The sequence below is a fragment of the Streptomyces sp. CA-111067 genome, assembly GCF_050956065.1.
Classification (GTDB): domain Bacteria; phylum Actinomycetota; class Actinomycetes; order Streptomycetales; family Streptomycetaceae; genus Actinacidiphila.
The window spans coordinates 2,086,938-2,112,989 of sequence record NZ_CP192103.1; the positions used below are offsets into that span (position 1 = coordinate 2,086,938).

22 protein-coding genes are annotated in these 26,052 nt (G+C 70.2%); 7 read left to right on the plus strand and 15 right to left on the minus strand.

The genetic code is table 11. The features are described from left to right. Positions 1 to 5: 5 nt before the first annotated feature. The 3 genes from ACQPW6_RS09030 (at position 6) to ACQPW6_RS09040 (ending at position 2,592) form a co-directional block, all read left to right on the plus strand. Positions 6 to 581, plus strand: a complete 576-nt coding sequence (locus tag ACQPW6_RS09030) for a TetR family transcriptional regulator C-terminal domain-containing protein (RefSeq protein WP_433889036.1) — start codon at positions 6 to 8, stop codon at positions 579 to 581. 101 nt (positions 582 to 682) lie between these two features. Next, positions 683 to 2,173, plus strand: a complete 1,491-nt coding sequence (locus ACQPW6_RS09035; RefSeq protein ID WP_433889037.1) for an MFS transporter — start codon at positions 683 to 685, stop codon at positions 2,171 to 2,173. Beyond that, a complete protein-coding gene (locus ACQPW6_RS09040; RefSeq protein WP_433889038.1) occupies positions 2,170 to 2,592 on the plus strand; it encodes a nitroreductase family deazaflavin-dependent oxidoreductase in 423 nt (140 codons plus the stop codon). The genes ACQPW6_RS09035 and ACQPW6_RS09040 overlap by 4 nt, the downstream gene beginning before the upstream one ends. A gap of 117 nt (positions 2,593 to 2,709) precedes the next feature. Here ACQPW6_RS09040 and ACQPW6_RS09045 read toward each other — a convergent pair whose 3' ends face one another. From ACQPW6_RS09045 to ACQPW6_RS09085, 9 genes are all read right to left on the minus strand, one after another. Then, a complete protein-coding gene (locus ACQPW6_RS09045; RefSeq protein ID WP_433889039.1) occupies positions 2,710 to 3,933 on the minus strand; it encodes a cytochrome P450 family protein in 1,224 nt (407 codons plus the stop codon). 17 nt (positions 3,934 to 3,950) lie between these two features. After that, positions 3,951 to 5,690 carry an NAD(P)/FAD-dependent oxidoreductase gene (locus ACQPW6_RS09050; RefSeq protein ID WP_433889040.1) on the minus strand — a complete coding sequence of 580 codons (1,740 nt, stop codon included), beginning with the start codon at positions 5,688 to 5,690 and terminating at the stop codon, positions 3,951 to 3,953. Positions 5,691 to 5,747: 57 nt separating this feature from the next. After that, positions 5,748 to 6,953, minus strand: a complete 1,206-nt coding sequence (locus tag ACQPW6_RS09055; RefSeq protein ID WP_433889041.1) for an FAD-dependent monooxygenase — start codon at positions 6,951 to 6,953, stop codon at positions 5,748 to 5,750. 40 nt (positions 6,954 to 6,993) lie between these two features. Continuing rightward, positions 6,994 to 8,742 (minus strand): NAD(P)/FAD-dependent oxidoreductase, encoded by a 1,749-nt coding sequence (locus ACQPW6_RS09060; protein ID WP_433889042.1) that lies wholly within the window; start codon positions 8,740 to 8,742, stop codon positions 6,994 to 6,996. A gap of 63 nt (positions 8,743 to 8,805) precedes the next feature. Continuing rightward, on the minus strand, positions 8,806 to 10,467 hold the full coding sequence (locus ACQPW6_RS09065; protein WP_433889043.1) for an NAD(P)/FAD-dependent oxidoreductase: 1,662 nt from the start codon (positions 10,465 to 10,467) through the stop codon (positions 8,806 to 8,808). Between the two features lie 60 nt (positions 10,468 to 10,527). Further along, positions 10,528 to 11,748 (minus strand): FAD-dependent monooxygenase, encoded by a 1,221-nt coding sequence (locus ACQPW6_RS09070; protein WP_433889044.1) that lies wholly within the window; start codon positions 11,746 to 11,748, stop codon positions 10,528 to 10,530. Continuing rightward, positions 11,732 to 12,466 carry a TetR family transcriptional regulator gene (locus tag ACQPW6_RS09075; RefSeq protein ID WP_433889045.1) on the minus strand — a complete coding sequence of 245 codons (735 nt, stop codon included), beginning with the start codon at positions 12,464 to 12,466 and terminating at the stop codon, positions 11,732 to 11,734. The genes ACQPW6_RS09070 and ACQPW6_RS09075 overlap by 17 nt, the downstream gene beginning before the upstream one ends. A gap of 30 nt (positions 12,467 to 12,496) precedes the next feature. Then, complete coding sequence (locus tag ACQPW6_RS09080; protein WP_433889046.1) at positions 12,497 to 12,763, minus strand: acyl carrier protein; 267 nt, start codon at positions 12,761 to 12,763, stop codon at positions 12,497 to 12,499. 1 nt (position 12,764) lies between these two features. Further along, positions 12,765 to 14,588 carry an FAD-dependent monooxygenase gene (locus tag ACQPW6_RS09085; protein WP_433889047.1) on the minus strand — a complete coding sequence of 608 codons (1,824 nt, stop codon included), beginning with the start codon at positions 14,586 to 14,588 and terminating at the stop codon, positions 12,765 to 12,767. Positions 14,589 to 15,029: 441 nt separating this feature from the next. Here ACQPW6_RS09085 and ACQPW6_RS09090 point away from each other — a divergent pair, with 441 nt between their 5' ends. After that, the gene (locus ACQPW6_RS09090) at positions 15,030 to 15,227 is read left to right on the plus strand and encodes a hypothetical protein (protein WP_433889048.1); all 198 of its coding nucleotides are present in this window, start codon (positions 15,030 to 15,032) and stop codon (positions 15,225 to 15,227) included. On the opposite strand, the gene ACQPW6_RS09095 is transcribed toward ACQPW6_RS09090, so the two are convergent. The 5 genes from ACQPW6_RS09095 to ACQPW6_RS09115 all read right to left on the minus strand — a co-directional run bounded on the left by ACQPW6_RS09095 (position 15,217) and on the right by ACQPW6_RS09115 (position 20,757). Then, complete coding sequence (locus ACQPW6_RS09095; protein ID WP_433889049.1) at positions 15,217 to 15,882, minus strand: TetR family transcriptional regulator; 666 nt, start codon at positions 15,880 to 15,882, stop codon at positions 15,217 to 15,219. The genes ACQPW6_RS09090 and ACQPW6_RS09095 overlap by 11 nt on opposite strands. A 232-nt stretch (positions 15,883 to 16,114) precedes the next feature. After that, positions 16,115 to 17,461, minus strand: a complete 1,347-nt coding sequence (locus tag ACQPW6_RS09100; RefSeq protein ID WP_433889050.1) for an NAD(P)/FAD-dependent oxidoreductase — start codon at positions 17,459 to 17,461, stop codon at positions 16,115 to 16,117. A gap of 82 nt (positions 17,462 to 17,543) precedes the next feature. Continuing rightward, positions 17,544 to 18,134, minus strand: a complete 591-nt coding sequence (locus ACQPW6_RS09105) for a flavin reductase family protein (RefSeq protein WP_433889051.1) — start codon at positions 18,132 to 18,134, stop codon at positions 17,544 to 17,546. After that, positions 18,131 to 19,615, minus strand: coding sequence for an amino acid adenylation domain-containing protein (locus tag ACQPW6_RS09110; protein WP_433889052.1), 1,485 nt, complete (start codon positions 19,613 to 19,615; stop codon positions 18,131 to 18,133). Before ACQPW6_RS09110 ends, ACQPW6_RS09105 begins: the two co-directional genes overlap by 4 nt. Next, the gene (locus ACQPW6_RS09115) at positions 19,612 to 20,757 is read right to left on the minus strand and encodes an acyl-CoA dehydrogenase family protein (protein WP_433889053.1); all 1,146 of its coding nucleotides are present in this window, start codon (positions 20,755 to 20,757) and stop codon (positions 19,612 to 19,614) included. Before ACQPW6_RS09115 ends, ACQPW6_RS09110 begins: the two co-directional genes overlap by 4 nt. Before the next feature lie 258 nt (positions 20,758 to 21,015). Between ACQPW6_RS09115 and ddaH the strand changes: the two genes are divergently transcribed. From ddaH to corA, 3 genes are read left to right on the plus strand one after another with little or no spacing between them, the layout of a single operon-like run. Further along, positions 21,016 to 21,831, plus strand: a complete 816-nt coding sequence (ddaH, locus tag ACQPW6_RS09120) for a dimethylargininase (protein ID WP_433889054.1) — start codon at positions 21,016 to 21,018, stop codon at positions 21,829 to 21,831. A gap of 20 nt (positions 21,832 to 21,851) precedes the next feature. Beyond that, positions 21,852 to 23,483, plus strand: coding sequence for a phytoene desaturase family protein (locus ACQPW6_RS09125; protein WP_433889055.1), 1,632 nt, complete (start codon positions 21,852 to 21,854; stop codon positions 23,481 to 23,483). A 34-nt stretch (positions 23,484 to 23,517) separates the two neighbouring features. Beyond that, a complete protein-coding gene (gene corA / locus ACQPW6_RS09130; protein WP_433889056.1) occupies positions 23,518 to 24,648 on the plus strand; it encodes a magnesium/cobalt transporter CorA in 1,131 nt (376 codons plus the stop codon). Here the strand turns inward: corA and ACQPW6_RS09135 are convergent. Continuing rightward, positions 24,633 to 25,694 (minus strand): small ribosomal subunit Rsm22 family protein, encoded by a 1,062-nt coding sequence (locus ACQPW6_RS09135; RefSeq protein WP_433889057.1) that lies wholly within the window; start codon positions 25,692 to 25,694, stop codon positions 24,633 to 24,635. The two genes, corA and ACQPW6_RS09135, sit on opposite strands and share 16 nt — an antisense overlap. Positions 25,695 to 26,052 lie beyond the last annotated feature (358 nt).

Genomic DNA, 26,052 nt, shown 5'->3' on the forward strand with positions numbered 1-26,052 from the left:
CCCCGATGCCCAGAGTCAGCGTGCGACAGCAGATCCTGGACGCCGCCATGGACCAGTTCCACGAGCGCGGCTTCAACGGTTGCGCGGTCAAGGACATCACCAACGCCGCCGAGGTGCCCAAGGGGTCGTTCTACAACCACTTCGACAGCAAGGAGTCGCTGGCGATCGAGGTGCTGCGGCGCTACGAGGCCGACTGCGCCATGCAGTCGCTCGACGACCCGACGGTCGAACCGGTGCTGCGGCTGCGTACGTTCTTCGAGTCGCTGCGCCAGGCGCTGGAGAGGTTCGAGTACACCCGCGGCTGCCTGTTCGGCAACTTCGGCACCGAGATGGCCGACCACAGCCACGCGATGCGCGAGCAGGTGGAGAGCGGTCTGAACCGGTGGTCGGCCGCGGTGGCGATCCCGCTGCGCGAGGCGCGCAAGAACGGGTCGATCGGCTCCGCCGGCTCGGACCCCGACCTGCTGGCCCGGTTCATCGTGGACGCCTGGCAGGGCGCGGTCATCCGCTCGAAGGTGGCGCAGGACCGGGCCCCGCTCGACGACTTCTTCACCATCGTGTTCGGCACCCTGCTGGCCTGACCTGATGCCGGTCCGCCCCGTTCCTGCACCGTCACGACCAGCTCAAGATGACCGGTCATTTTCACACCTTTTCCCGGCCCTACTCATGAAAGGTTCGCGTGATGAGCGAGACACTCGCATCGGACGGGGACGTCACCGCCGTCAAGATCGGCGCCGATCCACGGCGATGGTGGGCGTTGACCGTCATCTCCCTGGCCACGGTGATGGTCGTCCTCGACGCCACCATCGTCAACGTGGCCCTCCCCCAGGCCCAGGCGGCGCTGCACATCTCCGACGCCAACCGCCAGTGGATCGTCACCGCCTACACCCTCCCGTTCGGCGGACTGCTGCTGCTCGGCGGCCGGATCGCCGACTTCGGCGGCCGCCGGCGGGCCTTCCTGATCGGCCTCGTCGGCTTCGCACTGGCCTCCGGGCTCGGCGGCGCGGCCAACACCCAGGGCCTGCTGTTCACCGCCCGCGCCCTCCAGGGCGTGTTCGCGGCGCTGCTGGCCCCGGCGGCGCTGTCGCTGCTGAACGTCACCTTCACCGACAAGCGCGAGCGGGCCACCGCGTTCGGCGTGTACGGGGCGGTGCTCGGCGGCGGCTCGGCGCTCGGCCTGCTGGCCGGCGGTCTGCTGACCAACTACCTCGACTGGCGCTGGTGCCTGTACGTCAACATCGCCATCGCCGCGGTCGCCTTCGTCGGCGCGATCCCGCTGATCGCCGAGAGCCGGACCGACGGCGAGACCAAGTACGACATCCCCGGCGCGGTGCTGGTCACCGCCGGTCTCGGACTGCTGGTCTACGGCTTCGCCAAGGCCGTGGACGACGGATGGGGCTCGGCGACCACCCTCGGGCTGCTGATCGGCGGCGCGCTGCTGGTCGTGGTGTTCGTCGCCGTACAGGCCAGGACCCGCAACCCGCTGCTGCCGCTGCGGATCGCCGTCGACCGCAACCGCGGCGGGGCCTACCTCGCCTCGCTGCTGGTGTTCCTGGCCATGATGGGCATGTTCTTCTTCCTCACCTACTACCTCCAGGGCGTGCGCGGCTACTCGGCGCTGAAGACCGGCATGGCGATCCTGCCGCTGACGCTGGTGGTCATCGTCGGCTCCGGCATCGTGACCGGCCTGATGCGGGTGGTGCCGCCGCGGATCATCATCTCGGCATCGTTCCTGCTCTGCGCCGTCGCACTGGTCTGGTTCAGCCGGATCGGCCTGCACTCCTCCTACGCCGGGCAGCTGCTCGGCCCGGAGATCGTGGTCGGCATCGGCATGGCCGGCGTGCTGGTCCCGGTGACCAACCTGGCGCTGCTCGGCATCGGCGGTCAGGACTCCGGCGTCGCCAGCGGCCTGGTCAGCGCCTCCCAGCAGGTCGGCGGCTCGATCGGCACGGCGCTGCTGAACACCATCGCGGCCACCACGACCACCCACTACCTCACCCACCACCACAGCTCCAACGCCGCTCTCGACATGGCCAAGGGCGCCATCCACGGGTACTCGGTGGGCTTCCTGGTGGCGGCGGCCGTCTTCGCGCTCGGCGCCGTGGCCAGCCTGTGGCTGATCAACGCGACCAAGAGCGAGACGGCCGGCGCGGGAATGGCGGCGGCATCATGACCGATCGCGACTGGAACGCACAGAACCGCATGGTGGTCGCCGAGTTCCGGCGCTCGCAGGGCAGGGTCGGCGGCTACTTCGCCGACAAGCCGCTGCTGCTGCTCACCACCACCGGCGCCAGGTCGGGCAAGCAGCGGATCAACCCGCTGGGCTACCTGGCCGACGGCGACCGCTACGTGGTCTTCGCCTCGCTGGTGGGCGGGCCCACCAACCCCGACTGGTACCACAACCTGGTCGCCAACCCCGATGTGGTGGTGGAGGTCGGCACCAGGACCTTCGAGGCCACCGCGGTGGTCACCGAGGGCGAGGAGCGGGACACCCTGTTCAAGCGGCAGGCGGCGCTGCACCCGCAGTGGGCGTCCTACCAGACCTTCACCACCCGGGAGATCCCGGTCATCGCCCTGACCCCGAAGACCTGACCCGAACACCTGACGACCTGATCCACGGACCGTCTTCCCCCGGTCCAGGACAGCACTGAGGGCCTCCTCGAACGTCGAGGAGGCCCTCAGCTTCGGCACGGCTCCGGCGAGCGGGGGTCAGGCCGGCTTGCCGTGCAGGTACAGGGGCAGCTTGGCCAGGTTGCGGGTGAAGGACTTCAGCTCCCACTCCAACTGGTCGTCCGGGACGGCCAGTTCGAGGTCCGGGTAGCGGCTGAGCAGCGAGCCGATCGCCACCACGCACTCCATCGTGGCCAGCCGCGCCCCGACGCAGTAGTGGATGCCGAAGCCGAACGCCATGTGTGCGATGTCGGGACGGTGGATGTCGAGCCGGTCGGGCTCGGGGAAGCGCTCCGGGTCCCGGTTGGCGGCGCTCACCGACAGCAGCACCAGCGAGTTCGCCGGGATGGTGGTGTCACCGACCTCGATGTCCTCCGTCGCGTACCGCAGCACACCGGGCACCGGCGGCGAGTCGAAGCGCAGCAGCTCCTCGACGGCCCCCGGCAGCAGGCCGGGGTCGCGCCGGATGTCGGCCAGCTGCTCGGGGTGCTTGAGCAGCCAGTAGACGCCGACGCCGATCGCGTAGACGGTGGTCAGATAGCCGGCGAAGAGCATCTGGACGGCGGAGGCGACGAGTTCGCGGTCGTTGAGCCGCCCCTCCTCCTCGGAGGCCGCGATCATCCCGCTCAGTACGTCGTCACCGAGGTCGGCCCGCTTGAGCTTGACCTGCTCGGCCATGTAGCCGGTCAGCGCCTTGGCCGGGCCGATCTTCTCCTGCGCGTTGCCGGCACCCATCAGCAGGTCCATCTGGGTGTTGAAGAACGGCCGGTCCGCGACCGGCACGCCGAGCATCTCGCAGCTCACCGCGACCGGGATCGGGGTGGCCAGCGCCTCGACCAGGTCCACCGGCTCGGTGGAGTCCATCTTCTCCAGCAGCTCGTCGGTGAGCTGCTGGATGCGCGGCCGCATCCCGTCCACCCGGCGGGCGCTGAAGGCCCGCACCACGGTCTTGCGGATCCTGGTGTGCCCGGGCGGGTCCTGGTTGGTCATCGCGTTCTGCAGCGTCTCGTCGATCCTGAAGCGCTTCTGGCCGTCGGCGTGGTCGGGCTTGAGCACCTTGGTCATGGCGCTGCTCATCCGCGGGTCGACCAGCAGCCGGCGGACGTCCTCGTAGCGGGTGACGATCCACTGCACGACACCGTCGTGGCCGAGCACCGGCTGGACGGGGCCGCTCTCCCTCAGTTCGGCGTACTGCGGATAGGGGTCGTGGACGAAGTCCCTCCCGAGATGGGGCAGATCCGTGCTCTCGATGGTTTCCGACATGACTCACCTCTTCTGTTCTAGCGCGGGGCGGGGACCCGCAGCGGGCGGCCGATCACGGGGAGCGGCGCCAGGGTGTGCTTGATCTCGTCGAGGAGCGCGAACTCCTTGAGGGACAGGCGCTTCTTGAGGAACAAGGTGATGCCCTCGAAGGCCAGTTCGCCGATCTCCGGCGGCGCGTCCTTCTTGGCCCAGCGGAGCATCTCCAGCACCTTGGGGCCAGTGACGTGGATGCACCGGTTGTCGGGGTCGCCGAGGCCGAGGGCCGGCGGGATGAAGTCGGCGTTCTGGAGCAGCGACATCACGTTGGCCGCGGCCACCTTGCTGTCCTTGCGGCCCTCGGCCACATCGCGCAGTTCCTGGTTGGCCTGGGCGAACATCGCCACGGCGGGCGGGTATTCGGGGCACACCCCGTTGACCGCGAGCCGTTCCAGCCGCTTGACGCTCTCCACGTCCTTGTCGCCGAGGAACCTGGCGTAGGCTCGGTTGATCTCGAAGATGGCAAGGCGCTGGCTGATCGACCAGACCCGGAACCAGGCGTTCCACAGGTCGTAGTCCTGGAAGGACGCGTACGCGTTGGCCACCAGGTCGTCGTTGAAGTCCAGCAGGCCCTGCTCCAGGGTCTGCACGAACTCGAACCGCTCGACGGCGAAGTCGTCGTCGCGCAGCGCGTCGAGCAGCCGCCAGCCCAGCGCGTTGACGATCTCGAAGGTGTTGCTCAGGCCGCGGGAGAACAGCGCGTCGATGAAGCCGGCCGCGTGCGAGGTCAGGCACCAGCGGTAGCCCACGGTCTGCTTGGACGAGTACTGCAGCCGGCCGGTCGAGACCCACTCGCGCACCGAGCGGGCGTGGGTGAACTGCTTCTCGATGTCCGGGTAGTCGGCGATGAACTTGCGGAACTCCTCCTCGGGGGTGAGTCCCTCGACCGGCGGGTGGATCCGCGGGTCCAGGCTCAGGCCCACGCTCACCAGCGGGTTGGTGGCCCGTACGTGGTTGTTGAACGGGATCACCCAGATCCAGCCGCCCTCGAACAGGTGGTGCAGGGTGCCCTCGTTCCAGCGCTGGTGGTTGCCGTGCGCCCCGCGCGGCCGGACCAGGTCGTCGTAGGGGGTGACGTCCACCATGTGCGTGAACAGCGAGCGGGAGTGGTGCCGCAGCCGGCTGGGCTGCTCGCGCAGGTCGAACTGCTGGGCCAGCGGCGAGCGGAAGCCGCTGGCGTCCACCACGAACTTGGCCCGGATCACGTCGCCGTCCTCGGCGATGACGTCCACGCCGTCCTCGTCGAACGCGAAGTTGGAGATCTTCTTGTTGGCCACCAGTCGCGCGCCGTACTTGAGCGCGACGGTGACCATCCAGGCGTCCACCTCCTGCCGGAAGAAGTGGTTCTCGGTGTTGGTGATCTTCGGAATGGGCAGCTCGTTGGCCTCGGTGACGTCGTGCTTCTCGCCCTTGCGGTGGTAGAGGAAGCCGAAGTTCCGCTTCACCCCGCTGTTGGTGCTGACCTTGGACTGGACGGCCTCGAAGGTGGCCAGCCACTTGATCTCCGGCACGTTGTACCGCTCGGCCACCAGCCGCATCAGCATCGACGTGTAGGGGATGGTCGACTCGCCGATCGCGAACCGCGGGTGGCTGCCGGCGTCGATCACCAGGACGTCGGCCCCGTTGCGTGCGAGCACGCTGGCGAGGACGGTGCCGGCCAGCCCCGAGCCCAGGATGACGATGTCAGCGCTGTGCGCCGGCTTGGGTCGCTTGGTCTCCACTGCTCCTCCGATCATTGGTTGGCGTGCGCGGGGTGCGGGCGAGGGGTGCTGCGGCCCTCACCGGTCGAGTCCGGCCATCACCCGGGTCACCCGCTGGTTCAGTGCCGGGATCCTGGCGACCGGGAAGAGCGCGTCGCGCAGCGCTCCCTTCCAGCGGTTCGGCTCGGTGGCGATCTGGTTCATCTGCCGGGTCAGGTCGACCACTTCACGGCCGGCCGGCCGCCGCTCGTTCTCGTAGGAGTCGAGGACGTCCTCGCCGGTGTTCAGCACGGTGCCGAGCGCCGTGCCGAGCGCGGCGCCGTCCTGCATGCCGAGGTTGATCGCCTGGCCGCCGATCGGGCTGTGCGAGTGCGCCGCGTCGCCGGCCAGGAAGATCCGGCCGATCCGGTAGCGCTCGGCGACCCGGTGCGAGGCGGGGTGGTGGGTGGTCTCCAGCACTTCGGTGATCTTCACCTGGTAGCCGTCCGGCGCGCGTTCGTCGATCAGCGCCTGCAACTGGTGCGGCTTGAGGGTGCTGAACGCGGCCGGCGGCCGGTCCAGCGACAGGGCGATCCTGACCACGCCCGCCGGGTCCCACGGGATGTGCGCGAAGGTCACCGCGCCGAGCCGGGAGCAGAACATGTGCACCTCGTCGCGCGGCGGACCGCCGGTCAGGAACACGTCGTTCTGGAGGTAGGACTGCCGGAACAGCTCGCCGGGGAAGCCCACATGGGTCAGCTCCCGCACGGTGGAGTGCACCCCGTCGGTGCCGGCCGCGTACTTGGCGCGTACGGTCCGCTCGCCGTCCGGGCCCAGCACGGTCGCGGTCACGCCGGTGTCGTCCTGCGCCAGCGAGAGCAGCTTGTACGGCCGGTAGACCGTGCTCTCGACGCCCGACCTGGTGCCGGCGGCGAGCTCGCCGAGCCGGTCGGTGAGGGCCTTCTCGGTGTACTGCTGCGGGATGAACAGCAGGTAGGGGAACCGGGTGGAGAGCTTGTCGAAGCGCAGCGCGACGACCTCCCGGTTGCGGTCACCGGAGAAGAACCTGGCCGCCCCGGCCCGGTTCCCGATCCCGGTCAGCCGCTCGGTGACGCCCAGCGGCTCCAGCAGTTCGAGCGTCTGCGGGGTGAGCGCGATCCCGCCGGCGAACCTCCTGGGCTCCGCCAGCGCGTCGATGACGACGAAGCTGACGCCCCGGGCGGCGAGTGTCGCGGCCAGCGCCAGCCCGGTCGCCCCGGCGCCGACGATCAGTACGTCGGTGCTCGTCGGTAATTCCGTCAACATGTGCACCCTCACTGTCCGTGGTTCGATCGGGTGGGCCGGACTACCGGAACGGGCGGCCGAGGATGGGCCGTTCGGCCAGGGTGTGCTTGAGCTCGCCGCGCAGGTCGAACTCGTCGGGCGACAGCCGCTTGCGCAGGAAGAGGGTCAGCCCCTCGTAGACCAGGTCGCCGATCTCCGGCGGGGCCTCCTTCTTGGCCCAGCGCAGCGTCCTGGCGACGTTCGGCGCCGTCGCGTTGTACCAGCGGTTGTCGCGGTCCTTCAGGCCGAAGGCGGGCGGTGAGAAGTCCGCCTCGCCGAGCAGCTTGAAGATGTGCTCCGCGGCGGTGGCCGCGTCCAGCTGGCCGTTCTGCACCTGCTGGACGGTGCTGCTGACCGACCTGAACAGCTCCCTGGCCGGCGGGTACTCCGGCACGCTGCCGTGCGGTTCGAGCTTGGCCAGGTGCTCGATCGCCGCCATGTCGCGGCTGTCGAGGTACTTGGCGTAGGTCCGGTTGATCTCGAAGGTGGCCAGGATCTGCGCCAGCGACCAGACCCGGAACCAGGCGTCCCACAGGTTCCAGTCCTGGAACGAGGTGTAGGCATTGGCCACCAGGTCGTCGTTGAAGTCCAGCAGGCCCTGCTCCAGGTGCTGCACGTACTCGAACCGCTCGACGGAGAAGTCGTCGTCGCGTACCGCGTCGATCACCCGGCAGACCAGGCTGTTGACGATCTCCATGGTGTTCTCCAGGCCGCGGGAGAACAGCGCGTCGATGAAGCCGGCCGCGTGCGAGGTCAGGCACCAGCGGTAGCCCACGGTCTGCTTGGACGAGTACTGAAGCCGGCCGGTGGACACCCAGTCGCGGGCCGGCTTGGCCCGGCTGAACTGCTTGCGGATGTCGGGGTAGTCGGCGAGGAACGCGTCGAACTCCTGCTGGGCGGTGCCCTCCGGCTTGGGGTGGATCCGCGGGTCCAGGCTCAGGCCCACGCTCACCAGCGGGTTGGTGGCCCTGGCGTGGTTGTTGAACGGGATCACCCACATCCAGCCGCCGGTGAACAGGTGGTGCAGGGTGCCCTGGCTCCACGGGCTGGGGTTGCGGTGCACGCCCTGCGGGATGACGGTGTCCTCGAACGGCCGCACGTCCGTCATGTGCGTGAACAGCGAGCGGGAGTGCGCGCGCAGCCGGGTCGGGGTCTCGCGCAGCTGGAACTTCTCGGCCAGCGGCGAGCGGAAGCCGCTCGCGTCGATCACGTACTTGGCCCGGATCAGCGCGCCCTGCTCGGGGGTGAGGGTGACCCCGGCGTCGTCCACGTCGACATCGACGATCTTGGTGTGCTGCCGGGACTCGGCGCCGTAGCTGATGGCGACCTTCAGCATCCAGTGGTCGACGTCCTGGCGGAAGAAGTGGTTCTCGGTGTGGGTGATCTTGGGGATCGGGAACTCGTTGGTCTGCCGCGGGTCGTGCGCCTCGCCGGCCTCGTGGTAGATGAAGCCGAAGTTGCGCTTCACACCGCAGTTGGTGCTGATCTTGGACTGGACGGCCTCGAAGGTCGTCAGGTACTTCAGCTCCGGCACCCCGTACCGCTCGCTGACCAGGCGCATCATCATCGAGGTGTACGGGATGGTGGACTCGCCGATGGCGAACCTGGGGTGCTGGCCGGCGTCGACGATGAGCACGCTCACCCCGTTGCGGGCCAGGCATGCCGCGGTGATCGAGCCGGCCAGACCCGAACCGAGGACGACGACGTCATGGCTGGGCGGCTCCGGCTTGGCGGCGGACTTGACGCTGCTGGCCTTGCCTGTGTTCTTCACGTCGGTTTCCCTTCCTGATGGCGGCCGGCCGGCGGCCCCGCACGGCTCGGACCTGACGGGGTCTCAGAAGATCCGGCGACCGCGGACCTTGTGCCGCACCGCCTCGCCGAAGCTGTTCACCATGAGCTGCCTGACCACCGGGTCGGCCTCCTTGCGGGCCCAACGCACCGTCTTGAACAGCGTCTTGGGCGTCGGGTTGAGGAACCGCTGGTCGCGCTCGGCGAATCCGAAGTGCTTGGGCACGAAGTCGGCCTCGCGCAGCGAGTCGTAGAGGTCGTCGGCGGCCTGGCCGGCCGAGATCTGGCCGGCCTCGTAGGCGTCGGTCTTGGCGACCATCTCGTCGAAGAGCTTGCGGTAGCCGGCGTGGTCGGGCCAGTAGAAGCCCAGGTTGGAGGCCTCCTCCAGATCGAGGAAGTGGTCCTCCCGGCCGTCCTTGAGGAACCGGGTCAGCGCCTCCTGCAATCGGAAGGTGCCGGCGTTGGAGCCCCAGGCCCAGATCCGGAAGACCGCGCTCCACAGGTCGTAGTCCTCGAAGGAGATGTAGGCGGCGTTGACCAGCTCGTCGTTGTAGTCGAGCAGGCCCTGCTGCAGCCGGTCCACGAAGTCGAACCGCTCGGCGGAGAAGTCGTCGTCCTTGAACGCCCGCAGCAGCCGCCAGGCCAGCGCGTTGATCGCCTCCGCGGTGTTGGACAGGCCGCGGGAGAACAGCGGGTCGATGAAGCCGGCCGCGTGCGACAGCAGGCACCATCGGTCGCCGACCGTGCGCTTGGACGAGTACTGCAGCCGCTCGGTGGACGTCCAGCCGCGGGCCGGTACCGCGCCGGCGTACTGCCTGGCGATGTCGGGGTAGCGCTCGGCGATGGCCGCGAACTCCTCGGCCGGGGTGAGCGAGCGGTCCTTGGGGTACTTGCGCTCGTCCAGCGTGAGGCCCACGCTGCACAGCGGGTTGCGGGAGCTGGGGTGGTTGTCGAACCCGATGGTCCAGAACCAGCCGCGCGGGATCATGTGGTGCACGGTGCCCTCGTACCAGGGCACCGGCGGGACGTCGGCCTTGGCGCGGCCCTTGAACAGGTCGTCGGTGGGCGTCACCCCGGTCATGTGGGTCCACAGCGAGCGGGAGTGGTGCTTGAACCTGCTGGGCTCCTCGCGGAGGTCGAACTTGGCGGCCAGCGGCGACCGGAAGCCGCTGGCGTCCACCACGTAACGGGCCCGGTACTCCTCGCCGTTGGTGCCGGTCAGGGTGGCGCCGGCGTCGTCGAAGTCGACGTCGGCGACCCGGAAGTTCTGCCGCGCGTCGCATCCGTAGTGGACGGCCGCGTGGAAGAGGTAGGCGTCGGTGTCCTGCCGGTAGAGGTGGCTCGCCTCGTGCAGCAGGCCGGGGGTGCTGAACTGGTTGGTCTCCTTGGGGTCCTGGCCGCGGCCCTCGTGGTGGAGCATGAACGCGAAGTGCTTCTTGACCCCGAACGAGGGTCCGATGATCTTCGAGCAGTTGGTGAACGTGGCCAGGGTCTTGATCTCCGGCACGTTGTAGCGCTCGGCGATCGTGCGCAGGGTGACCAGGGTGTACGGGATGGTCGACTCGCCGATCGCGAACTTCGGGTGCGAGTCGGCGTCGATGAGGAGTACGGAGGCGCCGCCCTGGGCGAGGATCGCGCCCAGCATCGAGCCGGCGATACCGCTTCCGAGGATGGCGACGTCATAGGTCGGACGGTTCTGTTGCGGCATCGGACCTCCAGACGGAGAATTCACTATTGATTGAATTCTACAGACGATGATTTCATCACGTCAAGACTTCTGGATGGCGGCGACCGGGCGCCGGCCGAGGCCGGAGAGCTGGTAGGCCACCCTGCGATTGAGCACCGAGAGGTTCGCCAGCGGGAACAGCCGGTCGCGCAGGCCGCCGGTCACCGGCCCCGCCTCGGTGGAGATCTGGTGCATCCGGCGGGTCATACCGATCGCCTCCTTGGCGATCGGACGGCGCCGGCGCTCGTAGTCGTCCAGCAGGTCGCGGCCGGTGGCCAGCGAGGTGGCGAGCAGGTCGCCGAGGATGATGCCGTCCTGGATCCCCAGGTTCATGCCCTGGCCGCTGACCGGGCTGTTGGAGTGCGCCGCGTCGCCGGCCAGGAACACCCGGCCCACCCGGAAGCGGTCCGCGAGCCGGTGGTGCACCCGGCTGCGCCCGCTGTGCAGCACCTCCAGGACCTCGGGGCGGTAGTGCGCGGGGGCCCGCTCGTCGATCAGCGCCTGCACCTGGGCCACCGTCGGGCCCTGCGGCGAGGCCGGCGGGTCGTCGACGGAGATGGTGGCGCGGACGATGCCCGGCGGGATCGCGCCCATGGTCACCGCGCCGAGCCGGGAGCAGAACATCTGGATCTCGTCGTTCGGCGGCCCGTCCTTCAGCCGCAGGTCGTGCAGCATGAAGGTCTGCCGGCAGGTGTCGCCGGGGAAGCGCACCGCGAGCAGCTCCCGCACGGTGCTGCGGGCGCCGTCCGCGCCGACGACGTAGTCCGCGCGGATCGTGCGGGTCTCCCCCTCGCCGGGGCCGGCGCCGGTGACCGTGGCGACGACGCCCTTGCCGTCCTGCTCGATGCCGGCCAGCACGTAAGGGCGGTGCACCTCGGCGCCGTTGAGCTCGCGCAGCCGGGTCTCCAGGACGGTCTCGGTGAAGTGCTGCGGCATCAGCAGCACGTACGGGAAGCGGGTGGAGAGCCGGTCGAAGCGGACCTTGACGAACTCGCGGTCCCGGTCGCCGGAGTAGAACCGGGCGAGCCTGGCCCGGTTGCCCATCCCGGCCAGCTGCTCGGCGACGCCGAGCGGCTGGAGCATCTCCAGGGTCAGCGGGATGGTGCCGATCGCGCGGGAGAAGTTGCTGCGCTCGGGGAGCTTGTCGATGATCGCGAAGCTGCGGCCCCTGGCGGCCAGCGTCGCGGCGAGCGCCAGGCCGGTGGCCCCCGCGCCGACGATCAGGATCTCGGTGCTCTCGGGGAGTTCAGGCGGTGCTGCCATCACTTCCTCCTTCCTGGGATGACTGCTGCTGGGACGGCTGCTGCTCGAACGACTCTTGCTGGGACGGCTGCTGAGCCGCCGTCAGGTCGATCGGGCCGGTGAGGTAGCGGTCGATCGTGGGGCCGACGGCGCACACGACGACGTCGGGGTGTGCCGAGGCCAGCGGCTCGACCTTGATCACGTAACGCGCGATGGCCAGGCCGAACAGCTGGCCGCCGACGAGGGTCCCGCGCAGGTCGGGATGGGACATGTCGATCGCGGTGGCCAGCCGGCGCACCACCCGGGAGCTGATGAACTCGGCCAGCAGCCGGGCGGCGTCGCCGTAGGACAGCGCCGACCGCATCACCGCGAGCATCGGGTCCCGGCTGGCCGGCGTGTTCCACAGGTCCAGATAGCCGCGGACCAGCCGCTCGCCGAGGCCGGCGACCCCCGGCTCCAGTACGGTGTCGATGAGTTCGGTCAGCAGGAAGCCGTCCTCGATCGCCGCCGCGAACACCACCTCCTTGGAGGTGAAGAAGTAGTGGATGAGCGCGGCATCGACGTTGGCCTCCTGGGCGATGGCCCGCATGCTCGCCCCGTGGTAGCCCTTCTCGGCGAACAGCTTCTGCGCGGCCCTGATGATGTCGCTGCGGGTGTCGTTGACGCCGGGCCGGCGGCCGGCCCTGCGGCCGTTGCCGGCGCCGACGGCCTCCCGCGGATCAGCTCCGTTGGATGGCACCGCTGCGGCCCCTCGTCGTCAGCGGGCCCGTCACTCGCCGGCGGCGACCGACAGGCCCTGCACCAGCGCCGCGATGCTCTTGACGCTCTTGAAGTTCTGGCCGTTGATCTGGATCGGCGGGACCGTGATGCCGAGGTCGTCGCGTAGGAAGTTCAACAGCAGCGCGGTGTTCATCGAGTTGAGGACCCCCCACTCCAGCAGCGGGGTGGACTCGTCCAGTTCGTTCTTGGGGTCGCCGCCGAGGAACTTGTCGCGGATGAAGCCCAACAGCCGGGCGGTGACGTCGTCTTGGGACATGTCAGCTCCTTCGCGTACCGGTGGAACCGGGCGCTTGCGGGATGGACTCGGAAACCTGCTGCCGGGCGCGCGCGGTGGCGCGCGGCTGCTTGCTGCTGCGGGCCGGCAAGGCGACGGGCGCGGCTGCGGCTGCCGCGTCGGCCGAAGGGGCGGACGCGGCGGCGGACTTGGCCGTGCCGGCCGGAGCCGGGGCCGGCGCCTCGGTGGCCCGCTTCGGAGCCGGGGTCGGGGCCGGCGCAGGCGCCTCGGTGGCCGGCTTCGGGGCCGGAGCCGGGGCCACAGCCTCGGGCGCGGGCTCGGGGGCCGGCTTCGGGGCGGGCTGCTGCGGGCGGGGCTCGCCGCGCCAGGTGAGCAGCGCCGCGCGCAGCGTCTGGCTGTCGGAACGGCCGCCGGCCCAGGCGCAGTAGCCGTCGGGGCGGACCAGGATGCCCTGGTAGTCCGACATCGGCGAGCGGCCGGAGAGCTGCGCCTGCACCCGGACGACGCTGTCGCCCCAGGGCGCGGCGACCTCGCTGAACCGTCCGCCGGACAGGTCGACCAGCACGAACCTGCCCGGGTTGAGCAGCTCGGCCAGGTGCCGGGTGGCCCCGTCGGCCAGCCGCAGCACGGTGTCGGGGACGCGCCTGCCGACCAGTTGCGCGTGCGGGCCCTCGCCGGCCGGCGGGTAGTGCCAGGCGAGCCCGGAGACATAGCCGGCCAGGGTCTGGTGGCCGCGGCCGGTCTTGAGGATGTTCGGGATCACCAGCCGGCGCGCGGTCCTGACCGGGAGCTTCTGCGACATCATCACCTGGATCGCGTTGTCCGTCGCGGTCAGCACCCGGGTGGCGACCGGCCGCCGCTCGCGCTCGAAGCTGTCGAGCACCTCGCCGGGGGCCTCCCCCTTGATGACGGCGGCGAGCTTCCAGCCGAGGTTCATCGCGTCCTGCATGCTCATGTTCAGGCCCTGCGCGCCCAGCGGCGCGTGCACGTGGGCGGCGTCGCCGAGCAGCAGCGCCCGGCCCTGCCGGTAGGTGGTGGCCTGCCGCATCTGGAACTTGAACCGGGTCATCCACAGCGGGTCGTGGACGCCGAGGTCGTAGCCGAAGATGGTGGTCAGCGCCTCCTCCAGCTCCTGCGGGGTGGCGGGTTCGCTGTTCTCCTTGGGCCGGCTCCAGTCCACGACGCCCATCCGCCACCAGCCGTTGCCGAAGTCGATGGCGACCACCAGGCCGGTCTTGCCGACCTCGATGAGCATGCCGTCCTTGGGCGGCTTGGCCAGCCGGACGTCGCCGACCACGATGTTGTACGGGTAGGTCTTGCCGGGGAACCCGATGCCGAGCGCCTCGCGCACCGCGCTGTGCGAGCCGTCGGAGCCGACCACCCAGGCCGCGTGCTCCTCCCAGGTGCGGTCGGAGCCCTCGGCGGCCACGCTCAGCGTCACCCCGTCCCGGTCCTGCCTGACCCCGACGACCTTGGCGCCGCGCTCGATCGTGGCGCCGAGCTCGACCGCGCGCTGTTCGAGCAGCTCCTCGGTCTGGCTCTGCGGCAGGATGTTGAGCTGCTGGAACGGCGAGTCGAGCCGGCGCAGGTCGATCCTGGACGACCCGACGGTGACCCTGAAGTGGTCCAGCGGGTTGCCGCGGCTGGTGAACCGCTGGGCGATGCCCCGGAGTTGGAGCAGCTCCAGGGTGCGCGCCTGGAGGCCGAGCGCGCGGGACTCGGCGGACCGGCCGGCCCGCCGTTCAAGGACGGTGACCGGTACGCCCGCGAGGGCGAGTTCGCCGGCGAGCAGCAGACCGCCGGGACCTGCTCCGACCACGACGACACGATCATCACTGGTGATCATGGGGATTCCTTCCTCATGAGGGAACTCGAACGGCCCTGGACGGGCGTCCGTCAGCCGTCGCGCCGGGACTCGCCGTCCCGCCAGGGGCAAGGCGCGCGGAACTGCCGTGTACGGGACCCGGAGGAACCTCCCAGGTCAGCGGTGTCAGCCGGGTTCAGCCGGCGCCGCGTCTTCTTCAGGCGTTGAATTCTTCCCTGATACTATGCATGATGACTTCATCAGGTCAAGAATTCCTGAGGGACGCGATGGGACAGCCGCCGGCAGGTCGGGGTCGGCCGGCAGTGGGTAGGGATGGGCGTGCGTCGGCGCAGACGCCCGGCATTCTGAGACGGGGGATAAGATTTGGCCAGGACCGGACAGAACGTGAGCGATCCGACCTCGGCATTCCGGTTACCGCTGCCACCCGGAACGGGGCATTCGGATCTCATCACTTATCGATCGGTGCACTTCTTCGGCGAGAACCTCTCCAATCCACTCGGCGAGGCGGCCCGCTATGTCAGGCAGCTGGAGCAGATACGCGAACGGTCACCGCACATCCTGTGCGTGCACCCGGAGTTCTCGGCCGAGGACGAAGGGAGTGATCTCGCCTGGCGGGTGACCGTGATCTTCAGCGAACTGCCGACCGACCTCAGCGAGTGAACAGCGAAAGGTCACAGGTGAGCAGCAGATCCACCGCGAAGGCCAGTTGAGTGACCAGCACCTCGCGGTCCACGGCGGCCAGCAGTTTGAAGCCCAAAACGTCCCGCATCATGATCACGCCCATCAGCTGGGCGACGATCAGCTCCGCCCGCAGCTCGGGCTCCGACGCTCCGGAGGCCACCGCCACGTCGCGGACGAAGCCGGTGGTGGTGAATCGGTACAGCACCCGGTATGCCTCGTCATGGTTGACCGCGGACCGCAGGATGGCAAGCAGCGGTTCGCGGTACCGGGGCAGCTCCCACAAGTCCAGGAAGGCCCGGACCAGTTCGGTGGCCAGCCCGTCGCGCTCGCCGCGCAGCACCCGGTCGGTGAGCCCCTGCAGGTCGCAGATCTTCGCGATCATCGCGACGAAGAGCTCGTCCTTCGTGGAGTGGAAGTAGTGCACCAGGGCCGGATCGACCTCGGCTTCCCTGGCAATGGCCCGAACGCTGACGCCCTGATAGCCCTTCTCGGCGAACAGCCGCCGCGCGGCGGCGTTAATCGCCTCCCGATTGCCACCGGTGGGAACCACTCGATCGTCAGGCCCGCCGGGAACCAGAACGAAGACCGGGTGGGGGCGATCGACTCGCCCGTCGCCAGAGGAATCCATGGCCATTCTCTCAGAGAGTAGTCGCCCCCAACTTTCGTGAGAGTGTAGCCCATCCGGCCCTGTCTGCCGCTATGCGTACAGACTGTTTCACCATCCATACAGTACCGCCGGCATAGCGCCGGGCATGTTTAGCATCGATTCACCGACCGGCACCTGCGTATAAGGCCGTGGCCGGATTGCGCAGGAACCGGACCGGTGGATCGAGGGGCGGATCGGGGCCGGCCCGGCGGCGGCCGGCTCAGAACGCCGGTGCCGCCGAGGGCGCGCGCAGCGTGCCCAGGTAGGGATGCCACAGGTGGGTGTCGTCCTGCTCGACAGCGGTGACGATCTCCCGCATCGCCTGCAGCGCCTTGGGCTCCTCGTCGTCGTAGACGTCGCCCTGCAGCAGCTTCAGGACGTCCAGCCGGTAGCGCGGGTCCTGTACGAACGCGGTGAACAGGATGTTCAGCCGGTAGTAGATGGAGATGAACTCGTACCAGTTGCGGACACCGGCCCGCAGCCTGCCCTCGTAGCCGGCGAACCTGGCGTGCGAGAAGTCGCCGGCCTCCGCGGCGGCGACGATGTCGGCGGCGGCGATCCTGGCGCTGTTGAGCGCGACGCTGACTCCGCTGGAGAAGATCGGGTCGACGAACCGGGCCGCGTCGCCGATCATCACGAACCGATCGCCGCAGATCTCGGTCATCGAGTAGCTGTAGTCCCCCTCCTGACGGAACGGCTGCACCCGCTCGGCCTTGCGCAGCGACTCCTCCAGGTCGGGCCGGGTGCCCACCACGTCCCAGAAGAACTTCTCCCGGTCCGGGCCCGCCTCGGTGAAGCGCTTCTTCTGGGTGACCACGCCCACGCTGGTGACCGTGTCGGTGATCGGGATCTGCCATACCCAGGTGTCCTTGATGGGCATGAAGTGGATGAAGATGTAGTCGCACTGGTCGGGGTTGACCGCGAGCGCCTTGCGGTCGAGGCCCTCGAACCAGGTGTGGATGGCGTACTGGTTGAACACCGGGTCGGGTGTCTTCACCTTGAGCTTGCGGCCGAGGAAGGTGTTGCGGCCGGAGGCGTCCACCACCATCTTCGCGGTGAACTCGGTCTCCCGCGGGCCGAACCTGACCCGCAGCGCGACCGCCTCCGGGTCGTCGAAGTCCACGTCGAGCACCCGGGCCTTCTGGTACACGTCCGCGCCCAGCTCCTCGGCGTGCTTGAGCAGGATCAGGTCGAACTTGCCGCGGTCCACGTGGAAGGTGTAGTCCCGGTCGACGCCCGCCTGGTCGCGCTCGCTGAACAGGATCTCGGCGGCCCTGAAGTCGTGGGTCAGGCCGGAGAAGCCGTTGTGCGGGACGGCCCGCGACTCCGCGGAGGTCCAGGCCGCGCCGAACTTCTTGGGGAAGCCGGCCTCCTCGACCTTGGGCATCGCGCCGGTCTCCAGCAGCACCGGCGTGGTGGCCGGCACCAGGGACTCGCCCACGTGCGGCCGGGGGAACATCTCCCCTTCGAACACCGCGACCTTCAGCCCGGCCTTGGCCAGGTAGGCCGCGGCGGTCGAGCCGGCCGGCCCGCCGCCGATGATCGCTATGTCGTAGTCGGTGGTCATCGGACCTCATCCAGAGTCGCGGCCGGGGAACCTGTGGCGGGTGAGTGGGTGCCGTACCTCGCATGAGGCGAACGGGACATTCCTAACTCCTTCCGGGAAGTTCGTCTTCGACTGACAGGGATGGAGCCCAACGCCCGTAGCTGCGGGCGTAGTACACGAGAGGCCCGCTGTCGGGGGTACGGCCGCCGGCGCCCGAGGAGCGCACGGTGCCGATCAGGATCGCGTGCGAACCGGCCACGATCTCGGCCTGCAGCCGGCAGTCCACGAACGCCAGGGAGTCGTCGTGCAGGTGCGGCAGGCCCGAGATCGGGCTCGGCTGCCACTCGGCGTCGGCGAACTTCTGCGGCGACGCGGAGGCGAACACGTCGGAGACGTGCTGCCGGTCGTCGCACAGCAGGTTGATCACGAAGCCGCCGCTGTGCCGGATCGCGTCCAGGCTGCCGTTCCTGCGGTTGACGCAGACCAGCATCGACGGCGGGTCCATCGACACGCTGCACACCGCGCTGCACGTCAGGCCGCGCGGTACGCCGTCCGAGTCGAGCGCGGTGACCACGGCGACCGGGGTCGGAAAGGACCCCATCGTCTGCCGGAAGTCCTGCGCGTCGGCCACCGGACCCATCAGCGGGATCTCCGAGGTCATGGTCGCCATCGGAATGTGCCCGTCCACAGTCATGACACCCTCCTCCCTCCAGGAACCGGAGTGCGGGCTTCCAGCGCCGCCCGGTCCACCTTGCCGTTGGCCGTTCTGGGCAGTTCAGGCACGATGTGCACCTGATCGGCGATCATGTAGCGGGGCAGCCGCTGCGCGCTGTGCTGCTTGAGGGCGAGGACGCCCACCGAGGCGCCGGCCGCGGCGACCACGAAGGCCTCCAGCCGGGAGTCCATGCCGGCCCCGGTGACGATCACCGCGGCCTCCTCGACGTGCGGGTGGGCGGCCAGCACGGCCTCCACCTCGCCCAGTTCGATCCGGTGGCCGCGGACCTTGACCATGTGGTCGCGGCGGCCGACGTAGTCGTACGACCCGTCGGGGAGCATCCGCACGATGTCGCCGGTGCGGTAGACGCCGCGGTGCGGGGACGCGCCCCAGTAGCCGAGCATCACCGTCGGCCCGGCGACCACCAGTTCGCCCTCGTCGCCGGGCTCGGCCACCCGCCCGTCGGCCCGTTCGGCCCAGACGGCGTCGCCGCAGCTCTCGGTGCCGATCGGGACCGGGCGGTCGCGGCCGAGGTCGGCGGCCGCCACCTCGTGGAAGGTGCAGACGTTGGTCTCGGTCGGCCCGTAGAGGTTGAGCAGCCTGGCCCCGGTCCAGCCGGCCAGCTGCCGCACCCCGGAGATCGGGAACGGCTCGCCGGCGAACAGCAGCACCCGCAGGCTCGCCGGGGCCGGCCGGGCCAGCAGGCCGCCGTCGCGCATCATCAAGGTGAGCGCCGAGGGCACCGAGTACCAGACGCTGATCCACTCCCGGTGCAGGAACTCCACCAACTGGTCAGGGGCGTAGGCGAGTTCCGACGGGATCAGGTGCACCGACGCGCCGACGCTGAAGGCCGCGTAGAGGTCGAGCACCGACAGGTCGAAGGTGAAGGGGGCGTGGCTGGAGAACCGGTCGTCCGGCCGGGCCTCGCTGATCTCCACCGCCCAGTCGATGAAGGCCCGGGCGTTGCCGTGGCTGATGCACACGCCCTTGGGGGTGCCGGTGGAGCCCGAGGTGTAGAGGATGTAGGCCAGATCGCCCGCGGCCACCGGTTCGTCGACGGCTCTGGCCGGTGCGGTGGACGCGCCCGCGGTGTCGAGGTCGAGCAGGCAGATCCCCAGTTCGGCGGCCTGGTCGATCCGGTCGGAGGGCGTGCAGACCACCCGGGCCTCGCAGTCGGCGGCGATCGTGGCCGCGCGGTGCAGCGGGCTCGAACCGTCCACCGGTACGTAGGCCGCGCCCAGCCGGAGCACCGCCTGCATGGTGGCCACCGCCTCGGCGGACTTCGGCGACCACACCACCACCCGGTCGCCGCGCCGCACCCCGCGGGCCCGCAGGCCGTGCGCGATCCGGTCGGCCGCCAGGTCGAGTTCGCGATAGGTCAGCGAGCCGGTGGGGCCCGCGACGGCGAGCCGGTCCGGATACTGTGCGGCGGCCGCGATGACCAGCCCGTGCACGCTCACAGTCCCAGCTCCCTCGCGACGAGTTCGCGCTGCACCTCTGAGGTGCCGGAGAAGATCGTGCTCGGTATCGAGTCGCGCAGGTGCTGCTCGATGCCGGTCTCGGTGCGGAAGCCGCTGCCGCCGAAGATCTGGACGGCGTCCAGGCTGTTGGCGACCGCGGCCTCGGAGGCCGCCACCTTGGCGAGCGCCACCGCCAGGGTGTGGTCGCGCTGCTGGTCCAGCAGCCAGCAGGCCCGGTAGAGCAGCAGCCGGGCGGCCTCAAGTCGCTGCTTCATGGCGGCGATCCGGTGCGAGACCGCCTGGAAGCCGCCGAGGTGGCGGCCGAACTGCCGCCGCTGCCTTGCGTGTTCGACGCAGGCGTCCAACTGCCGGTCCATCAGGCCGAGATAGCCCGCGAACAGGCAGGCGCGCTCCCAGCCCATCGAGTGCTGGAAGACCGCGGCGCCGGTGCCCTCGGCGCCGAGCAGGTGCGAGGACGGTATGCGGTAGCCGGTGAAGGTGACCCGGCCGGCCTGGCAGCCGTGCAGGCCCATCTTGTCGAACGGTTCGCCGACCGTCACTCCCGGCCGGCCGGTGCGGCCGGCGAAGGCGGTGAGGCCGAGGTAGCCGGCCTTGGGGTCGGTGGTGGCATAGGTGACGAGGACGTCGGCGACCGGGGCGTTGCTGGCGAAGGACTTCTCGCCGTCGAGCACGTAGTCGTCGCCGTCGCGGACGGCGACCGTGGCGAGGGTGCCGACGTCGGAGCCGGCCTCGTCCTCGGTCATCGCGTTGGCGGCGATCAGCTCGCCGGAGGCGAGGCCGCCGAGCAGGTCGGCGCGCACCTGCTCGCCGGCGAAGTCCCGGATCGGGACGGCGCAGGCGAGCAGGTGCGCCGAGACCGCGAACACCAGCCCGGTGTCCGGGCAGCCGCGGCCGAACGCTTCCAGCGACAGCGCGGTGTCGAGCGCGCCGAGCCCGCCGCCGCCGTACTCCCCCGGTATGCACAGCCCCACCAGCCCGAGCCGCGCGGCTTCCTTCCACCGGTCCCGGGTGAACCCGCCGGCCCCGGCGCCGGGGCCGGACGGCGCGCCCAGACTCTCCCGGACGCCGTCGAAGACCTCGTCGTAACGTTTCCGTTGATCATCCGTCAGATCGAAGTTCATCCCGATTCCTCACCGGAGGTAGGCGGTTCATCATGCGATGACTTCTACGATCGATGAAATTATCGGGGCCGGGTTTGTTTGTCAAGCGAAGATATCATCAACTGATGAACCCCAACCGGGCGCCGAGGACTACCCGGAAGCGGCCACGCAGTGGGACATTCAGCCGTACGCTCCACGTCCGCTCCCGGGCCGATCGCCCGGTCAGGTGGACGATCCGTGCAAGGCAACGGCACTCAACCACCCTCCGAGGAGCCCCCATTGCGCATGGCCACACCCCGCCGGTACCTGATGTGCCCACCGGCCCACTTCCGCGTCAGCTACACCATCAACCCGTGGATGGATCCGTCCAAGCCGGTGGACCCGGTGCTCGCCCTGTTCCAGTGGGAGGAACTGCGCGACCGCTACCGCGCGCTCGGGCACACCGTGGAGATCCTGGACCCGCTCGCCGGGCTGCCCGACATGGTCTTCGCCGCCAACGGGGCGACCGTGGTGGACGGCCGGGTACTCGGCGCCCGGTTCGCCAACCCCGAGCGGTCCGGCGAGGCGCCGGCCCACCTCGCCTGGTTCAGGGCCAACGGCTTCGCCGAGGTCCGCGACCCCGTGCACATCAACGAGGCCGAGGGCGACTTCGCCGTCACCGCCTCCTGGATCCTGGCCGGGCAGGGCTTCCGCAGCAGCCCGCTCTCGCACGGCGAGGCGCAGGAGTTCTTCGGCCGGCCGGTGATCGGCCTGGAACTGGTCGACCCGCACTACTACCACCTGGACACCGCGCTCGCGGTGCTCGACGGGGCCCGCGACGAGGTCATGTACTACCCGGGCGCCTTCTCCCCCGGCAGCCGCGCCGTGCTGGCCCGGCTGTTCCCTGACGCGCTGCTGGCCACCGCCGAGGACGCCGCCGTCCTCGGCCTGAACGCGGTCAGCGACGGCCGCAACGTCCTGCTGCCGCACAACGCCGCCGGACTGCGGGCGGCGCTGGCGGAGCGCGGCTTCGATCCGGTGCCGGTCGACCTGTCGGAGCTGCACAAGGCGGGCGGCAGCGTGAAGTGCTGCACGATGGAGCTGCGCGCGGGGTAGCGCCCTCATAGGGTGCGGCCATGCACGCTTCCTCCCACGACGCGCCCGACACCCGAGCCGCCGCCCCCGACACCGGCGGCGGCTACGACGCCGTGATCGTCGGCGGCGGCCACAACGGACTGGTCGCCGCCGCCTACCTGGCCAGGGCCGGCCGCCGGGTGCTGCTCCTGGAGCGGCTGCCGGCGACCGGCGGCGCCGCCGTGTCCACCCGGGCCTTCGCCGGGGTGGACGCGCGGCTGTCCCGCTACTCGTACCTGGTCAGCCTGCTGCCGGCGAAGATCGTCGACGAGCTGGGGCTGCGCTTCGCCGTCCGCAGGCGGCGGATCTCCTCGTACACCCCGCAGGGTGACGGGGGCCTGCTGGTGGACGCCGGCGACCAGGGCCGCACCCGGGAGCAGTTCGCCCGGCTGACCGGCTCCGACCGGGAGTACGACGCCTGGCGGCGGTTCTACGGCATGACCGGGCAGGTCGCCGAGCGGGTCTTCCCCACCCTGACCGAGCCGCTGCCCACCCGCGCCGAGCTGCGGGACCGGATCGGCGACCCGGCCGCCTGGGCGGTGCTGTTCGAACGGCCGCTGGGCGAGACCGTGGAGGCCGAGTTCGCCGACGACCTGGTGCGCGGTGTGGTGCTCACCGACGCCCTGATCGGCACGTTCAGCCACGCCCACGACCCGTCGCTGCGGCAGAACCGCTGCTTCCTCTACCACGTGATCGGCGGCGGCACCGGAGACTGGGACGTGCCGATCGGCGGGATGGGCGCCTTCACCGACGCGCTCGCCGACGCGGCCCGCGCGGCCGGCGCCCGGATCGTCACCGGCGCCGAGGTCACCGCGATCGCCGCGGACGGCAGGACGGCGGAGGTGACGTACGAGACCGGGGCCGGCACCCGTACGGTCGGCGCCCGCGACGTGCTGGTCAACGCGGCCCCGTACACGCTGGCCCGGCTGCTGGGCGGGGAACCGGCGGCCGGGGCCGGCAAGCCGGAGGGCGCCCAGCTCAAGGTCAACATGCTGCTGCGGCGGCTGCCGAGGCTGCGCGACACGGCCGTCGATCCGCGGGAGGCGTTCGCCGGCACCTTCCACGTCGCCGAGTCCTACCGGCAGCTGGAGAGCGCCTACCAGCAGGCCGCCGCGGGCCGGCTGCCGGACGCGCCGCCGTCGGAGATCTACTGCCACAGCCTGACCGACCCGTCGATCCTGTCCCCCGAACTGGCCGCGCGGGGCGTGCACACGCTGACCCTGTTCGGACTGCACGCGCCGGCCCGGCTGTTCGAGCAGGACCCGGGTGCGGCGAAGGACGCGCTGCTCGCGGCCACCCTGGCGGAGCTGGACGCGGTGCTGGCCGAGCCGATCGCGGACTGCCTGGCGCTGGACGCGGACGGCCGGCCGTGCCTTGAGGCGAAGTCGCCGGCCGACCTGGAGCGCGAGGTGGGACTGCCCGGCGGGCACATCTTCCACCGGGACCTGTCCTGGCCGTACCGGGACGAGGACGGGGCAGGCGACGTGACGCAGGCCACCGGGCGGTGGGGAGTCGGCACCGGATGTGCGAACGTCTATCTCTGCGGCGCGGGCGCGGTCCGCGGCGGCGGGGTCAGCGGCGTCCCCGGGCACAACGCGGCGATGGCGGTACTGGAGAGACCGGTGAACCGGTGACGGCGGCGAAGGCAGCGAGAACAGTGGAAGCACGATGAGTCACAGGCCCACGATGATCCACCGCAGGCCCCGCGGCGAGCGGTCCGGCACCGGCCGCACCTGGCGGCGCGGCGGCCGATGGCACACCCTGGCCGAGGACGGCGGGCTGCCCGAGCAGCGCCGCTGCACCGCCGATGTGATCGTCGACTGCGCGGTGTACGAGGACGGCCACCGGGTGGCGTCGCTGCCGCCGGCCGAGGCGCACGCGGAGGCCGCGAAGCGCAAGGGCGGCTTCGTGTGGATCGGGCTGCACGAGCCGGAGGCCGAGCACCTGACCGAGATCGCCGAGACGTTCGGACTGCACCCGCTGGCGGTGGAGGACGCGGTGCAGGCGCATCAGCGGCCCAAGCTGGAGCGGTACGGCGAGACGCTGTTCATGGTGCTGAAGACGATCGTCTTCGTGGAGCACGAGAAGCTGACCGCGACCAGCGAGGTGGTCGACACCGGCGAGCTGATGATCTTCCTGGGCGCGGACTTCGTGGTGGTGGTCAGGCACGGCAGCGCGCCCGGCCTGTCCCGGGTGCGGCGCACCCTCGAAGGCCGTCCCGAGATGCTCGCGCAGGGCCCGGCCGCGGTGCTGCACGCGATCGCCGACCAGGTGGTGGACGACTACCTCGATGTCGCCGACGCCGTGGAACTGGACGTGGAGGAGCTGGAGTCCGATGTCTTCTCCGCCTCGCACGGCGACGACGCCGAGCGGATCTACCAGCTCAAGCGGGAGCTGATCGAGTTCAAGCGGGCGGTGAACCCGATGGCCAGGCCGCTGCAACGGCTCAGCGAGGAGACCGATCCGCTGATCGGCCCGGAGATCTGCCGCTATCTGCGCGATGTCGCCGACCATCTGACCCAGGTCCGGGAGCGGCTGACGAGTTACGGGGAACTGGTGGACGGCCTGCTGTCGGCCAATCTCAGCCAACTCGCCGTCCAGCAGAACGTCGATATGCGGAGAATCAGTGCCGCCGCGGCAATCCTGGCCATCCCCACGATGATCGCAGGTTTCTACGGGATGAACTTCAAGCATATGCCGGAACTACGCTGGACGTTCGGATACCCGCTGATGCTCGGAGTGACTGCGACGCTGTCGTTTCTGTGCTATCGGGCCTTCCGCCGCTACGGCTGGCTCTGATCGGCCTCCGGGGGCTCGGCTTCCGGGGGCTCGGCCTCCGGCGGCCACGGGTCGCCCCAGTCGGTGTCCCTGGCCGCCCGGTAGAGCTCCCCCTGCCGCTTGGTGACGTTGCTGCGCACCAGCCCGCCGTCCCTGGTGCACAGGTCGAGCATCACCAGCCCCTTGCGGATCTGCGGGTGCCGGACGACCCGGCTCCGCGCCGGCCGCGCCGGGAAGCGGGCGGCGGCCAGGTAGCTGAACTTCTCGTCCTCGTAGGGCAGTGAACCGCCCTTGACCTGCCGGTGCAGCGAGGTGCGCTGCACGCGGGCGGCGAAGTGGCACCAGTCCCTGCCGGTGACCGGGCAGGGCCCGTCGTGCGGGCAGGGCGCCAGGATCCGGAAGCCGGCCGCGATCAGCAGGTCGCGGGCGGCGATGATCCGGGCGTAGCCGTCGGGAGTGCCCGGCTCGGCGATCAGCACGGCGCCGCGGGCGGCCTCGGCGGTGGCGGCGAGCAGCGCCTCGCGGTCGGCGGGGGCGAGTTCGCCGAGTACGTAGGAGACGGTGACGAGGTCGGCTTCCGGCAGCCGCGGTGTGCCGCCGAGCGGCGCGAGCGTCCAGCGGGCGTCCCGGACGGCGGGTTCGCGGGCGTCCCGGGCCAGTTCGGCGCCGAGCGCCAGGGCGGCCCGCGACCAGTCAAGTACCGTGCTGACGTGCGGCGACGCCGTCCCGCCCGCGGCCTCACCGGACGGCCAGGCGTCGGCCACCGCCCAGGTCGCCGCACCGGTGCCGCCGCCGAGGTCGAGATGAACTCCAGGCGTCCATTCCGGGGCCTGGTCGCGCAAAGAATGGAGCGCGGTCCTTACGGCGGCGTAGGTGGCAGGCATACGGTAGGCGGCGTAGGCGGCGACGTCATCGGCGTCACGCAACACGGGCGCGGTCGTGGGGGTCTGGCCGCGGTAGTTCTCGATAAGCCGCTCGACCTGCGCGGATGCCCGCTTGGGCGCCGTAGAGTGCAACCGGGTGGCCAGAGCGGCGCGCAGATCATCGGGGAGTGGGACTGTGGACACAAGCCACAACTGTAAGGGCCGGTTACTCCTGTAACCGAACCCTTACACTGGGTGCCCGCTCGGGCGCCATAGGCGTGTTAACTCGGTCATAACAACGGCTCGATTATGCGTAAACCGCAGCGGACGGGCCGTATGTTGGCCTAGCGTTCGCTGTTATCACCGCGCACCGTCACTTGGGGAAGTGATAGGGCGCAGTCGGTCGCGAGGTACCAGGGGGGTCCATGCGGCGTGTCGATGCACAGTCGGCTGTATCTGCGATGCCCGTCGAAAGGGAGCCGAGATCCGCGCACAACGTGCGCAACGGGTCTCCGCACGCTTTCAACGCGTTGACGACAACCGGTGCCACCGGTGTCTTCGG

What these genes read in the sequence shown, in the direction of transcription:
- ACQPW6_RS09045 (WP_433889039.1), bottom strand. Translation starts at nt 3,933, where the DNA reads ATGTCGGAAACCATCGAGAGCACGGATCTGCCCCATCTCGGGAGGGAC.
- ACQPW6_RS09040 (WP_433889038.1), top strand. Translation starts at nt 2,170, where the DNA reads ATGACCGATCGCGACTGGAACGCACAGAACCGCATGGTGGTCGCCGAG.
- ACQPW6_RS09065 (WP_433889043.1), bottom strand. Translation starts at nt 10,467, where the DNA reads ATGCCGCAACAGAACCGTCCGACCTATGACGTCGCCATCCTCGGAAGC.
- ACQPW6_RS09070 (WP_433889044.1), bottom strand. Translation starts at nt 11,748, where the DNA reads ATGGCAGCACCGCCTGAACTCCCCGAGAGCACCGAGATCCTGATCGTC.
- ACQPW6_RS09085 (WP_433889047.1), bottom strand. Translation starts at nt 14,588, where the DNA reads ATGATCACCAGTGATGATCGTGTCGTCGTGGTCGGAGCAGGTCCCGGC.
- ACQPW6_RS09095 (WP_433889049.1), bottom strand. Translation starts at nt 15,882, where the DNA reads ATGGCCATGGATTCCTCTGGCGACGGGCGAGTCGATCGCCCCCACCCG.
- ACQPW6_RS09030 (WP_433889036.1), top strand. Translation starts at nt 6, where the DNA reads ATGCCCAGAGTCAGCGTGCGACAGCAGATCCTGGACGCCGCCATGGAC.
- ACQPW6_RS09115 (WP_433889053.1), bottom strand. Translation starts at nt 20,757, where the DNA reads ATGAACTTCGATCTGACGGATGATCAACGGAAACGTTACGACGAGGTC.
- corA (WP_433889056.1), top strand. Translation starts at nt 23,518, where the DNA reads ATGAGTCACAGGCCCACGATGATCCACCGCAGGCCCCGCGGCGAGCGG.
- ACQPW6_RS09105 (WP_433889051.1), bottom strand. Translation starts at nt 18,134, where the DNA reads ATGACTGTGGACGGGCACATTCCGATGGCGACCATGACCTCGGAGATC.
- ACQPW6_RS09080 (WP_433889046.1), bottom strand. Translation starts at nt 12,763, where the DNA reads ATGTCCCAAGACGACGTCACCGCCCGGCTGTTGGGCTTCATCCGCGAC.
- ACQPW6_RS09035 (WP_433889037.1), top strand. Translation starts at nt 683, where the DNA reads ATGAGCGAGACACTCGCATCGGACGGGGACGTCACCGCCGTCAAGATC.
- ACQPW6_RS09055 (WP_433889041.1), bottom strand. Translation starts at nt 6,953, where the DNA reads ATGTTGACGGAATTACCGACGAGCACCGACGTACTGATCGTCGGCGCC.
- ACQPW6_RS09125 (WP_433889055.1), top strand. Translation starts at nt 21,852, where the DNA reads ATGCACGCTTCCTCCCACGACGCGCCCGACACCCGAGCCGCCGCCCCC.
- ACQPW6_RS09100 (WP_433889050.1), bottom strand. Translation starts at nt 17,461, where the DNA reads ATGACCACCGACTACGACATAGCGATCATCGGCGGCGGGCCGGCCGGC.